This is a genomic window from Aeromonas sp. QDB30, from assembly GCF_027707645.1.
GTDB lineage: Bacteria > Pseudomonadota > Gammaproteobacteria > Enterobacterales > Aeromonadaceae > Aeromonas > Aeromonas caviae.
On sequence record NZ_JAPCIY010000056.1, the window covers coordinates 1 to 11,256 of the forward strand.

14 protein-coding genes are annotated in these 11,256 nt (G+C 66.4%); 6 read left to right on the forward strand and 8 right to left on the reverse strand.

Features of this window, described 5'->3' with window-relative positions; translation table 11 throughout:
* Window positions 1-81: 81 nt before the first annotated feature.
* Both PG896_RS15330 and PG896_RS15335 read left to right on the forward strand, forming a co-directional pair.
* Window positions 82-549 carry a hypothetical protein gene (locus PG896_RS15330; protein WP_049636326.1) on the forward strand — a complete coding sequence of 156 codons (468 nt, stop codon included), beginning with the start codon at window positions 82-84 and terminating at the stop codon, window positions 547-549.
* Window positions 550-658: 109 nt separating this feature from the next.
* Window positions 659-997: a VOC family protein gene (locus PG896_RS15335; RefSeq protein WP_182954289.1), complete on the forward strand. Its 339-nt coding sequence runs from the start codon at window positions 659-661 to the stop codon at window positions 995-997.
* A 54-nt stretch (window positions 998-1,051) separates the two neighbouring features.
* Here PG896_RS15335 and PG896_RS15340 read toward each other — a convergent pair whose 3' ends face one another.
* Both PG896_RS15340 and gdhA read right to left on the reverse strand, forming a co-directional pair.
* Window positions 1,052-1,255, reverse strand: coding sequence for a DUF3955 domain-containing protein (locus PG896_RS15340; protein WP_049636791.1), 204 nt, complete (start codon window positions 1,253-1,255; stop codon window positions 1,052-1,054).
* A gap of 143 nt (window positions 1,256-1,398) precedes the next feature.
* On the reverse strand, window positions 1,399-2,742 hold the full coding sequence (gene gdhA / locus PG896_RS15345) for an NADP-specific glutamate dehydrogenase (protein ID WP_202043939.1): 1,344 nt from the start codon (window positions 2,740-2,742) through the stop codon (window positions 1,399-1,401).
* Window positions 2,743-3,313: 571 nt separating this feature from the next.
* Between gdhA and rluF the strand changes: the two genes are divergently transcribed.
* On the forward strand, window positions 3,314-4,327 hold the full coding sequence (rluF, locus tag PG896_RS15350; RefSeq protein WP_182721804.1) for a 23S rRNA pseudouridine(2604) synthase RluF: 1,014 nt from the start codon (window positions 3,314-3,316) through the stop codon (window positions 4,325-4,327).
* A gap of 86 nt (window positions 4,328-4,413) precedes the next feature.
* On the opposite strand, the gene PG896_RS15355 is transcribed toward rluF, so the two are convergent.
* Window positions 4,414-5,646 (reverse strand): MFS transporter, encoded by a 1,233-nt coding sequence (locus tag PG896_RS15355; protein ID WP_182721805.1) that lies wholly within the window; start codon window positions 5,644-5,646, stop codon window positions 4,414-4,416.
* A complete protein-coding gene (locus tag PG896_RS15360) occupies window positions 5,639-6,148 on the reverse strand; it encodes a nucleoside deaminase (protein WP_104455678.1) in 510 nt (169 codons plus the stop codon). Before PG896_RS15360 ends, PG896_RS15355 begins: the two co-directional genes overlap by 8 nt.
* Before the next feature lie 115 nt (window positions 6,149-6,263).
* Here PG896_RS15360 and PG896_RS15365 point away from each other — a divergent pair, with 115 nt between their 5' ends.
* Window positions 6,264-7,106, forward strand: a complete 843-nt coding sequence (locus PG896_RS15365; RefSeq protein ID WP_201872754.1) for a LysR family transcriptional regulator — start codon at window positions 6,264-6,266, stop codon at window positions 7,104-7,106.
* A gap of 16 nt (window positions 7,107-7,122) precedes the next feature.
* On the opposite strand, the gene PG896_RS15370 is transcribed toward PG896_RS15365, so the two are convergent.
* The 3 genes from PG896_RS15370 to PG896_RS15380 form a co-directional block, all read right to left on the reverse strand.
* The gene (locus tag PG896_RS15370; RefSeq protein WP_102948229.1) at window positions 7,123-7,590 is read right to left on the reverse strand and encodes a GyrI-like domain-containing protein; all 468 of its coding nucleotides are present in this window, start codon (window positions 7,588-7,590) and stop codon (window positions 7,123-7,125) included.
* Between the two features lie 20 nt (window positions 7,591-7,610).
* Window positions 7,611-7,766 (reverse strand): pleiotropic regulatory protein RsmS, encoded by a 156-nt coding sequence (rsmS, locus tag PG896_RS15375; protein WP_010674200.1) that lies wholly within the window; start codon window positions 7,764-7,766, stop codon window positions 7,611-7,613.
* An 84-nt stretch (window positions 7,767-7,850) separates the two neighbouring features.
* Complete coding sequence (locus PG896_RS15380) at window positions 7,851-8,318, reverse strand: acyl-CoA thioesterase (RefSeq protein ID WP_010674201.1); 468 nt, start codon at window positions 8,316-8,318, stop codon at window positions 7,851-7,853.
* Window positions 8,319-8,491: 173 nt separating this feature from the next.
* Between PG896_RS15380 and PG896_RS15385 the strand changes: the two genes are divergently transcribed.
* Together PG896_RS15385 and PG896_RS15390 are read left to right on the forward strand one after the other, a co-directional pair.
* Window positions 8,492-9,142: a tellurite resistance TerB family protein gene (locus PG896_RS15385; protein WP_042015902.1), complete on the forward strand. Its 651-nt coding sequence runs from the start codon at window positions 8,492-8,494 to the stop codon at window positions 9,140-9,142.
* A gap of 155 nt (window positions 9,143-9,297) precedes the next feature.
* On the forward strand, window positions 9,298-9,756 hold the full coding sequence (locus tag PG896_RS15390) for a GNAT family N-acetyltransferase (protein ID WP_010674203.1): 459 nt from the start codon (window positions 9,298-9,300) through the stop codon (window positions 9,754-9,756).
* A 26-nt stretch (window positions 9,757-9,782) separates the two neighbouring features.
* On the opposite strand, the gene PG896_RS15395 is transcribed toward PG896_RS15390, so the two are convergent.
* Window positions 9,783-11,231, reverse strand: a complete 1,449-nt coding sequence (locus PG896_RS15395) for an aminotransferase-like domain-containing protein (protein ID WP_270835888.1) — start codon at window positions 11,229-11,231, stop codon at window positions 9,783-9,785.
* Window positions 11,232-11,256: the final 25 nt, after the last annotated feature.

Below are 11,256 nucleotides of genomic sequence, written 5' to 3' on the forward strand. Positions count from 1 at the left end.
TCTGCTGTCTGAATGAACAATATTTGTTCGAATGTATGGGGTTGTTCAAAGTATAAACACTGATGCGTCAGCCCTGTAGTGATGGATCCAATATCTTATCTTTTTTCGGCTTATCTCAATCTGGTGCAGCAGCAGGTGACGGATATCTATGGCACCGAGCTAAAAACGCTGGTAGTGCCCTATGAGGGAGAGCAGGTTCCCTTCTCTTTCCAGCTCTGGCAGATAAAACAGCAAAGTGTCTGCCGTCCCTACGAGCAAGATGTGCGGCGCTTCAGTCAGTGCACGGTCAAGGCGCAGGCACTGTTTGGTAAACTGTGCGATGACCTGACACGGCAAGACGACAGCAGTTGGCAGCTTCCCAAGTACCGCACCATGTACTGCTCGGCCGCCATCGGCTATCGCCCCATGATCGCGGAGATCGCCGATGCCCAGCAGAGCCCGGGTAAGCTCGCGGAGCGGGCCTGTAATCAGGCCATTCTGGCGGCCATGGGCAGTAATGACGAAACCCTGCTGGCCCAGCGTGACAAGGCGTGTGCTGCCGTGCGTTAAGGTATTTCCCTAGTCAAAATAAGTGGTTAGCCCCCTGTGCACCATGCCACAGTTTCTATTGAGGCGGGTGGGTATGATGGTGCGGCAATCACCATGACAGGGAGCAAGCATGATAAGCCATATCGACCATCTGGTATTGACGGTCAGCGACATTGAGCGGGCGGTGGCATTTTACAGCGGCGCCTTCAAGATGGAGCCCATCACCTTCGGGGCAGGCCGCCGGGCGCTGCGTTTTGGCAACCAGAAGATCAATTTGCAGTTGCTGGGGGAGGAGGCGCGCAACCGGGCGCAGGTGGGGTCGGGGGATCTCTGCCTCATCACCAGCTGGCCCCTGGATCAGGTGATGGCCCAGCTGGCGAGCCAGGGGGTCGAAATCGTGGAGGGGCCAGTGATGAAAAGCGGTGCCTGTGGTCCCATCGAATCGGTCTATTGCCTGGACCCGGATTAGAACCTCATCGAGATCAGCCGCTATTGCTGAGCTCTTGGCACCTTGCGATTTGTGTCATTGCTCCCTGGTGCGCCCCTTGCGCAGCAGAGGGATCACGGTGAGCACCATGCCGGTGAAGAGCAGCAGATAGCCCAGGGGCAGCAGGGCAAAGGGCTCGTGCAGGAAGCCCTGGGCATCGAGGGTGGAGCCCAGCAGGTTGAAGGCCACAAAGCAGCCGAGCCCGGCCAGGATCAGCAGGGCACCTGTTTTCATCGTCATCTTGTCATCCTCGTCAGCGAGATGGAGCGGATGGGAGACTTTCATGCCTGGGTGAAGAGAGTGTGAAGTCGCGCCAGGCACAAAACACAACGGCAGCCCAAGGGCTGCCGTTGTGTTGAGGGTGAAGCCCCGGGCCAGGGCGCTCAGCAGACCCCTTGCGCCAGCATGGCGTCGGCGACCTTGACGAAGCCGGCAATATTGGCGCCGCTTTCGTAGTTCACATGGTCATCATCCTGACCGTAACGGACACAGGTGGCATGGATACTGGTCATGATCCCCTTGAGGCGGGCGTCCACCTCTTCCCGGCTCCAGGAGAGGCGCTGGGCATTCTGGCTCATCTCGAGGCCCGAGGTGGCAACCCCGCCGGCGTTGGCCGCCTTGCCCGGGGCGAACAGCACCTTTGCTTCGTGGAAGAGGCGGATGGCGGCGGCGCTGGAGGGCATGTTGGCCCCCTCGGCCACCAGCTGCACGCCGTTGGCAATAAGCTGCGCCGCATCTTCGGCATCCAGCTCGTTCTGGGTGGCGCAGGGGAGGGCGACGTCGGTCGCCAGGTGCCAGGGGGTGCGGCCGCTGAAGAACTCGAGCCCGAGCTCGTGGGCGTAATCCGCCACCCGCTTGCGCTGCTCGTTTTTAAGCGCCATCAGACGGGCCAGCTTCTCGGGGGTGAAGCCGTCCGGATCATAGACGGTGCCGCCGGAGTCGGAGGCGGTGATGACGCGGGCGCCGAGGGCCATCGCCTTCTCGATGGCGTATTGGGCCACGTTGCCCGAGCCCGACACCGAGACCCGCAGGCCATCGAGGGACTGGCCGCGATGGGCCAGCATGGCGTCGACAAAGTAGAGCAGGCCGTAGCCGGTGGCTTCCGGACGAATGAGGCTGCCGCCAAAGGAGAGTCCCTTGCCGGTGAAGACGCACTCGGCGCTGTTGGTGAGCTTCTTCATCATGCCCGCCATGTAGCTCACCTCGCGCCCGCCCACCCCGATGTCGCCCGCCGGCACGTCGGTGTTGGCCCCCAGGTGGCGATAGAGCTCCAGCATGAGGGCCTGGCAGAAGCGCATCACTTCTCCTTCGCTCTTGCCCTTGGGATCGAAGTCGCTGCCCCCCTTGCCGCCCCCCATGGGCAGGGTGGTGAGGGCGTTCTTGAAGGTCTGCTCGAAGGCGAGGAATTTCAGCACCGAGAGATCCACCGAGGGGTGGAAGCGCATGCCGCCCTTGAAGGGGCCGATGGCGGAGCTGTGCTGCACCCGGTAGCCGCGATTCACCTGCACCTGGCCCTGGTCATCCACCCAGCTCACCCGAAACTGCACCAGGCGCTCGGGTTCCACCAGTCGCTCCAGCAGGCCGTGTTGCAGGTAGCGGGGGTGGCGCTCCACATAGGGCCAGATGGAGGCGATCACCTCGCTCACGGCCTGGATAAACTCGGGCTGGTGAGGGTTGCGGCTGGCGACCTGGGCCAGGAAGGCCTCCTGGGAGAGGGAATGACTCATCTTTAACTCCTGTCGTGAATGATGAAAGTGGCGTCCTGCCAGAGAGGGGATCATGCCCGTCTTCAGGGTTCGCGGGGCTCAAGGGGCCCGTTGTTGCGCCCCGATGGGGGTGTCATTTCCCGTCGTCGGCGGGTCAGAGCAGATAATTCGCGATGACTAAAATCTTTTTATGCATTTTTGCTGGATAAATATCAAGCGTTAGATCATCTGGCTATCTGCCGAAGGCCGCACCCTATCTTCGGCGGCGTGGGCCCGGCCCATGAAGTGAGCACCATGAAGTGAAAAGAGGCGGGGAGTGCGCGGTGCAGCCCAATCAGGGCCGCGGCGTCACCGCACGCTGGATAATGGGGGGCCTGCTGCTGCATCAGGGGCTGCACCCCCTGTGAGCCAGCGGCCAGGGTGCGATGGGGCCGGGCGCGGGCCCGTGCAATGTGCTACTGTAGCGGCGTTTTTTGCCGAACATGCAGGGCGCAGGCCCTTATTTCATGGAGTTGTATGCAGACGAACCCGACCACAGCGCGGCTGATCCAGCCAGCCATTCTCAAGGCCCATCCGACCGGGGAGGTGACCCATGCTGGCCGATGAATCCATGCGCCTGAACAAATACATCAGCGAGAGCGGCATCTGCTCCCGTCGTGAGGCCGATCGTTTCATCGAGCAGGGCAACGTCTTTATCAACGGCAAGCGGGCCGGGGTGGGAGATCAGGTGTTTGCCGGGGATCTGGTCAAGGTCAACGGTCAGGTGATCGAGCCGCGCGAGGCCGACAGCCTGGTCTTCATCGCCCTCAACAAGCCGGTGGGCATCGTCAGCACCACGGAGGCGGGGGAGAAGGACAACATCGTCGACTTCGTCAACCACAGCACCCGCATCTTCCCCATAGGGCGACTCGACAAGGACTCCCAGGGGCTCATCTTCCTTACCAACCACGGGGATCTGGTGAACAAGATCCTGCGGGCGGGCAACGATCACGAGAAAGAGTACCTGGTGACCGTGGACAAGCCGGTGACTGACGAGTTCATCCGCGGCATGGCGGCCGGGGTGCCCATCCTCGGCACCGTCACCAAGAAGTGCAAGGTGAAGCGAGAGGCCCCCTTCGTGTTTCGCATCACCCTGGTACAGGGGCTCAACCGCCAGATCCGCCGCATGTGCGAGCACTTCGGCTTCGAGGTGACCAAGCTCGAGCGCATCCGCATCATGAACGTCAGCCTCAAGGGGTTGCCGGTGGGGGAGTGGCGCGATCTCACCGACGACGAGCTGATCGAGCTGTTCAAGCTGATTGAGGACTCCTCCTCCGAGGCCAAACCGGCCAAGGGGGCTCAGGTTGCCAAGCCCAAGGCGGCTGCGGCCGGCACCCCGGCCCAGGGCAAGAAGCCGCGGCGCAGCGACGATCACGAGATTGGCGGGCGCCCCAATGTGCCGGGTCCCGAGGCCTTCGAGAAGAAGAGCCCCGCAGGCAAGGGCGGGGCGGGCAAAGGGGCTGCCAGCAAAGGGGGGGCAGGTAAAAGCGCGCCCGGCAAGGGGGGCAAACCCGCCCCGGGCAAACCGCGGCCAGGGCAGGGCGGGCGCCAGAAGAAGGGGCGCTGAGCGCCAGGCCTTCCCGCACCCTGATGAACAACACCGGCCAAGGCCGGTGTTGTGCTTTCTGGCCCCCAAGGCCGGTGCTCGCCGGATCAGGCAGGCTTGTGGCCTGCCGTCTGCACAGCCATGGTCTGCTTCGGGGGCAGGCCCATGGCCCTTGGGTAGTGGCGCGGGTTGAGACGCACCACCAGCAGGCTCATCAGGACCAGGGCACCGAGCTGCCACTGCCAGGCGGCGGCGAAGTCACCGCTTGCATGGTGCAGGCGGGCCGCCACCCAGGGGCCGGTAGCCGCCACCATGAAGCCGACCCCCTGCATCAGGGCGCAGAGGGCGCCCGCCCGGCGCGGGTCGGGCAGGTGATCCAGCGCAATCACCATGATGAGGGAGAAGCTCCCCCCAAGCCCGGCGCCGCACAGCAAACACCAGAGCAGGGGGGCGGTCTGGGGAGCGAGCCAGAGGCCGCCAAAGCCCGCCAGCTGCATGGCGATGGCCAGCGCCATCCAGGGACGGCGGTCCAGCCGACCGGCTGCCAGCAGAGGCAGGCCAAGGCCGCTCGCGGTCTGGGCCAGGGCGAGCCAGGCCACCAGCTCGCCCCCTTGCTGGGCGCTCCAGCCCGCCGCCATGTAGGCCGGGGCCAGCCAGGCCACGACGATGCCGTAGCCGCTGTTGATGATGCCAAAACAGGCGATGAGCAGCCAGGTGCGGGGCAGGGGGAGCAGCCGCTGCTCCCCGGTGGGGGCGGGCGTGTTGGCCGGGGTGGGCAGGGGCACCCGCCAGGCCAGCCAGCCGAGGGCCAGCAGCACCGGCAGGCCCCAGAGCGCCAGCGCCCGAGACCAGTCCAGATACTCGGCAAGGCGCGGGGTGAGCACGGCCCCGAGCGCCCCGCCCCCCATCATGCAGGCGGAGAAGATCCCCATCACCAGGGGCACCTTTTGGGCGAACCCCTCCTTGATGAGGCCGGGCAGCACCCCCTGCACCAGGGCCGAGCCCAGCCCGCACAGGGCGGCGCTGGCGATGAGCAGGGCGCCGCTCGCGAGATCGAGGCGCAGGGCGCTGCCAAGGGCGAGCAGCAGCAGGGCCACCCCGAGCAGGGGGCGCGGGCCCGTGCGACCCAGGAGCGCCGGGGTGAGCAGCACGCCGACCCCGATAAGCCAGAGGGGCAGCAGGGTGACCCAGGCCAGGGTATCTACCCCCAGGGCCAGCCTCGCGTCGATGCGAGGGGCCAGGGGGCCGATGGCGGTGAGGAAGGGGCGCAGGTTGAGGGCGATGAGGATCACCAGCACCAGCAAGGCGCCGCTGCCCGGGGGGAGGCGGCGCTTATGCATGGGGCAGGGGACCGTAGAGGGTGTCGGCCGCGATGGGGCTCGCCAGCTTGATGAGGGGCAGGGGCGGCGGGCACAGGGGCAGTCGCAGGGCCGCGTAGGCCGCGCGGCTGTCATAGCCGAAGGGGGCGGCATCGTCGTTGTCAAAGGCGTAGTAGACCGCCTGGATGCCGTTCATCACCAGGGCCGACAGGCACATGGGGCAGGGGTGCCCGCTGGCATAGACGATGGCCCCGGCCAGCGGCCCCTGGCGACTCCCTTCCCGCAGCGCTTCCAGCTCCGCGTGACGGGTGGGGTCCCCCGCCTCCAGCATGCGGTTGACGGCGCTCGCCACCAGCCGGTTCTCCCTCACCAGCAGGGCGGCGAAGGGGCGCCCCCCTTGCTGGCGATGGGTCAGGGCCAGGTGCAGGGCCTGCTCCAGCCACTCCTGATGGCTGGGGGCCGAGGCGGCGGTGAGGGAGTTGAGGAGGCGGGCACCGGACTGGGAAGGGGGTGGCATGGTCATATCCTGGCAAAAAGGGGGAGGACAGCAGCCTAGAGGGTCGCCGCATCATTTGGAAATTAAATGATAAAATGACTTCCAGTGGTTTTATAAATGGAGATTACCCATGGAGCGCCCCCTGCTGGACCCCCAATTGCTGCAGAGCTTCGTCGCCATCGTCGAAACCGGCAGCTTTACCCGCGCCGCCGAGCGTATCCACCTCACCCAGTCCACCCTGAGCCAGCAGATGCGCCGCCTGGAGCAGCAGCTGGGCTGCACCCTGCTCGACCGATCCGGCCGCCAGGTGGTGACCACGGCCCAGGGGGAGACCCTGCTCGGGCTGGCGCGCCGCATCCTGGGGTTGCTGGCCCGGGCGGGGGAGCGGGTGAGCGAGGCGAGCCACCCCCTGCGCCTCGGGGTGCCGGAGGATTTTGCCGCGGGGGCCATGACCCCGGTGCTGGCCGCCTTCGCCCGCGCGCACCCGCAGGTGCGGCTGGAGGTGCAAAGCGATCTCAGCCATGCCCTGTGGCAAGCGTTCGAAGGGGGAGAGCTGGATCTGGCCCTCATCAAGCAGGGGCGCGGCCAGGGGGAGCCCATCGCCCGCTGGCGCGAGCCCCTGGCCTGGATTGACAGCCGGGAGTGGCCCGCCGCCGGGCGCGACCCTCTGCCTCTGGTGGTGTTTCCAAGCGAGGGGCTCTACCGGCGCCAGATGACCGACGCCCTGGATGCCGAGGGGATCCCCTGGCGCATCGCCTACGTGAGCGGCAGTCTCGCCAGCCTGCAAGGGGCGGTGAGCGCGGGGATCGGGGTCAGTCTGCTGCCGGCGCGCTTGCTGCAACCGGATCAGGTGGTGCTGGCTCACTGGCCTGCGGTGCGCTCGGTGGAGCTGGCCCTGCACCAGGGGCCGGGCACGAGCGAGCCCCTCGCCCGCCTGGGGGAGGCGCTGATCGCGCTCTGTGACGAGGTGATGGGGCCGAGGTAGCCCGGGCGGCCAGGGGTCAGGCCAGGGCCTGTTTTGGCACCACGGCGAGCCAGATTTCCACTTCGCCGCTGCCGGTGGCGGCGTCAAAGCGGGCACCGTAGCGCTCGAAATCCGGCTGCTGGGCAGATTGATAGTCCGACTGCGCGAGCCACGCCAGGGCCTGCCTCCAGGTATGTGGCAGGGTCGCGACATGCCCCTGATGCAAGAAAATGGCGTAGGTCTGGGGGGCGATGCGCATGCGGCCAAGCCCGGGAGGCAGCACCTCCAGGGCGGCGACCTCCACCCCGCAGAGGTATTCGCAGTGGGTGTCGGTGGCGGCGCAGATGGCGCCATAGGCGTGCTCCCCGAGCTGCCCCGGCAGGGGAAGCAGGGCGCTGAGGTCGCGCCACTGGCCGGCGAAGTCCCCCTGCTCGAAGGGGTGGTGACGGCGCAACCCCCCGAGGAGCATGGCGCGGCCTTGTTCGATGCGAATGGGGGCTGACATGGTGCCTCCTGCGGGGGCGCTCAGGCCTCCCGACCTTCCTCGAGCTTGCGCTCATAATCCCGGCGAACGATGGCGAGTGCCGCCAGGGCCAGCGCGGGGGCGATGTGGTTGGTTTCCAGCAATTCAATCAGATCCACCGCGAGCTGGACCTCGGGGGGGGCATTTTCCAGGGACATCTTGGGTTCTCAAGGGCAAGGGTGGTCGCCATTATAGCGCCCGGCGGCGCGAAGACACGCCCCGGCTGCCCGGGGCGGGACGGGTCACATGTGCTGGCGCATCTCCTTGTCCAGCTCCTCGCGCAGGGCCATCAGCTTTTTGGCGTACTGCTGCAACTGCAGATCGCTCTCGCTCACCGGCTGCCACTGGGGCACCGGGGTGGGTTTGCCATGCTCGTCCATGGCCACGAAGATGATGATGCAGTGGGTGGTCTTGCGCCGCTCCGGGTCGGTGGGGTGGCGGCTGTAGACATCCACCGCCAGGTGCATGCTGGTGGTGCCGGTGTGGATCACCTTGGCGTGTACCTCCACCAGCTGGCCTATCTGGATGGGGCGCAAGAAGCGGATGCCCCCCACATAGACGGTGACGGCATAGCCGCCACACCAGCCGGCGGCGCAGGCGTAGCCGGCCTGGTCAATCCACTTCATCACCATGCCGCCATGGACTTTGCCGCCAAAGTTGACATCGGCGGGTTCGGCGAGAAATTGCAGGGTCAGTTCACGGGCGCTCATGGTACTTCCTTATGTCGAGGCAAGGGGGGACTCCTTGGCTGTCCCCCGGGGACAATAGCAGCGGTCGGGGCCTGCACTGATCCAACCAGCGCCTCTTCTTGTCTGCGTCGTCATTCACCTTGAGTTCAGCGCAGGCGGCCCAGCATGACTCATCACGCGAGGGAGGAGGCCCCATGAAACAGATGCTGGAGCAATTGATGGGAGCTGGCAAGGGCTGGCTCAACGACGGTGGTGACACGCGCAAGGCCCAGATGAAGGGCATGGCGCAGGGGGGATTGGCCGCCGGGGCCATGGCGCTGCTGCTTGGCAACAAGAAGATGCGCAAATATGGCACCAAGGTGGCGGCGGTGGGGGGGGCGGCAGCCCTCGGGGGGCTGGCCTACAAGCTCTATCAGGACTGGCAGACACAGCAGTCCACCCCGGCCCAGCCGACCCAGCCCCTTGACACCCTGGAGGGCAAGGCCTTGGATGCCCGCGCCAACCTGCTGGTGCGCGCCATGGTGGCGGCAGCCCGGGCCGACGGCCACATCGATGCCGCCGAGCGCCAGAAGATCCAGGAGTACCTGACCGAACAGGGGGAGCGGGATGCGGCCCGCTGGATTGACGCCGAGCTCTCCCGCCCCCTCGACCCCCATGTCCTGGCGCGAGAAGTGACCGACATGGAGCTGGCGACCGAGGTCTACCTCGCCTCTCTCCTCACCATCGAGGTGGATCACTTCATGGAGCGCGGCTATCTGGACGAGCTGGCGCGGGCCTTGAAGCTGGATGACAACCTCAAGGGGAGCATAGAGCGCCAGGTTGCCCAGCTGGGGGCGCCGGGCTGAGCCCGGGAGTCAGCGGATGCACAAGGCCCCGTTATGGGGCCTTGTCGTTGCCGGGGGGCTGTTGATTGCCGTGACGAGCCGATAAGATGCGGGTTCCAAAGGGTGACCGCCGAGCCTCTTTCCTCGCTGGCGACCCTCACTGCAAGGAGCATCAAGTGGACATTCGCAAGGCAACTGAACAGGATATCGACGCCATTCTGGCCCTGAACCGGCAGATAGGTCAGCTCCACTTCGAGCAGGTGCCCGAGGTGTTCTGCCCCCCGTCCCCGGAGGACAGGGCCTTCTTGCTCGGCGCCATAGCCGACGAGGCGCGTCTTTTCTGCGTGGCGGTGGTGGCGGGGGAGGTGGCGGGTTTTCTCACCGCCCGCATCGACCTCAACGAGAGCGTCCCCTTTCTCAGCAAGCTGCCCGTCTGCCGCATCACGACCGTGGTGGTGGATGAGGGGCTGCGCTCCCGGGGCATCGGCCGGGCGCTGATCGCCCACGGGGACCAGTGGGGCAAGGCGCGGGGCGCAAGCCAGCTGCGCCTGGAGGTGATGGCTTTCAACGAGCGGGCCAGGGCCCTCTACGAGCGACTGGGTTTCAAGGCCCAGTCACAGACCATGGCCAGGTAAGGCGCATTCGCTTGCAAAAGGGCCCGTTACGGGCCCTTGTCGTGTGAGGCGTCTGGGGGGCTCTGCCAGGTTTCCCGTTGCCGGGCGATGAGGTCCGCAAGCCGGTTGAGCGCCGCGTCCAGTTGCGGGCTCCAGGGATGGGAGCTGTTGAGGCGCAGGCAGTGGTTGTGCTGGCCCTGGCTGGAGAAGAGGGCCCCGGGGGCGATGGAGACCCCCTGCTCGATGGCGCTGGCATAGAGCGCCCTGCCATCGAGGCGGGCGTCAAATTCGAGCCAGAGAAAGTAGCCACCATCGGGGTTGGAGATACGCGCCTCGGGGAAGAGGCGCATCAGGGCTGCCCGCATCTGCTGCTGGCGCTGGGCCAGGGTGTGGCGCAGGCGGCGAAAGTGGGCGTCCACCCCGCCCTGGCGCAACATGTCTGCCAGCGCCAGCTGACTGGGCACATTGGTCGACAGGGTCGACATCAGTTGCAGCCGCTGGATGCGCTCGGCGTGGCGCTTCGCCACCACCCAGCCGACCCGAAAGCCCGGCGCCAGACACTTGGTCCAGGAGCCGCACAGCAGGCTCTCTCCCCGCGCATCCCAATGGGTGATGGGCCTTGGCCGCTCGCGCCCGACATAGAGCTCCGCGTAGACGTCATCCTCCACCAGGGGGACCTGATGGCGGTTGAGCAGCCCCATCAGCGCCTGCTTGTGCTCATCCGGCATGGTGTGACCGAGGGGGTGCTGCACATTGCCCATCAGCCAGCACGCCTTGACGGGGCGCTGGGCGAGGGCCTCCTCCAGCAGGGCGAGATCGATGCCCACCCCGGGGATCACCGGGATCTCCACCACCTTGAGCTTGAGCCGCTCGATGGCCTGCAGGGCGCCGTAGAAGGTGGGGGACTCCACCACCACCCAGTCGCCGGGCTCGGTCAGCACCTGAAGACTGAGGGAGAGCGCCTCCATGGCCCCCGTGGTGATGATGATCTGCTGGGGATCCACCGCCATCCCCTCGCCGGCGTAGCGCCGGGCGATGGCGCGGCGCAGTGCCTCGTTGCCGGGGGGCAGATCTGCCACCGTGCTGAAGGGGTCTAGGCGGCGCATGCAACTGCCGAGGGCCCGACCGAGCTGGGGGTGGGGGAAGAGGGTCGGGTCCGCCACCGCCATGCCAAGGGGCACCAGCTCCCGTGACTTGCTCGCCTGCAGCACCTCGAACACCAGATCGTTGATGTCCACCGAGCCGCTGTAGCGGGCCTGCTGGGGCTGGCTCTCCCGCCGGGCCGTGCTCGCGGCCTTGACGTAGTAGCCGGACTGGGGCCGCGCCAGGATGAGGCCCCGGCTTTCGAGCAACTGATAGGCCTGGAGTACCGTCATGGGGCTGAGGCCGTGGGTCTTGCAGCTCTGGCGGATGGAGGGGATGCGCTCCCCCGGCTGCCAGAGGCCGCTCGTGATCTGCTGTTGCAGCTGGTCTGCCAACTGGCCGTAGCGGGACATGGTGGGCTCAAACTGTTATAGGTGT

Bases quoted from the DNA above. Each gene is read 5' to 3' on its own strand.
- PG896_RS15330 (WP_049636326.1), top strand. From the start codon at position 82: ATGGATCCAATATCTTATCTTTTTTCGGCTTATCTCAATCTGGTGCAG.
- rsmS (WP_010674200.1), bottom strand. From the start codon at position 7,766: ATGTCCCTGGAAAATGCCCCCCCCGAGGTCCAGCTCGCGGTGGATCTG.
- PG896_RS15395 (WP_270835888.1), bottom strand. From the start codon at position 11,231: ATGTCCCGCTACGGCCAGTTGGCAGACCAGCTGCAACAGCAGATCACG.
- PG896_RS15355 (WP_182721805.1), bottom strand. From the start codon at position 5,646: ATGCATAAGCGCCGCCTCCCCCCGGGCAGCGGCGCCTTGCTGGTGCTG.
- PG896_RS15335 (WP_182954289.1), top strand. From the start codon at position 659: ATGATAAGCCATATCGACCATCTGGTATTGACGGTCAGCGACATTGAG.
- rluF (WP_182721804.1), top strand. From the start codon at position 3,314: ATGCTGGCCGATGAATCCATGCGCCTGAACAAATACATCAGCGAGAGC.
- PG896_RS15340 (WP_049636791.1), bottom strand. From the start codon at position 1,255: ATGACGATGAAAACAGGTGCCCTGCTGATCCTGGCCGGGCTCGGCTGC.
- gdhA (WP_202043939.1), bottom strand. From the start codon at position 2,742: ATGAGTCATTCCCTCTCCCAGGAGGCCTTCCTGGCCCAGGTCGCCAGC.
- PG896_RS15385 (WP_042015902.1), top strand. From the start codon at position 8,492: ATGAAACAGATGCTGGAGCAATTGATGGGAGCTGGCAAGGGCTGGCTC.
- PG896_RS15380 (WP_010674201.1), bottom strand. From the start codon at position 8,318: ATGAGCGCCCGTGAACTGACCCTGCAATTTCTCGCCGAACCCGCCGAT.
- PG896_RS15370 (WP_102948229.1), bottom strand. From the start codon at position 7,590: ATGTCAGCCCCCATTCGCATCGAACAAGGCCGCGCCATGCTCCTCGGG.
- PG896_RS15360 (WP_104455678.1), bottom strand. From the start codon at position 6,148: ATGACCATGCCACCCCCTTCCCAGTCCGGTGCCCGCCTCCTCAACTCC.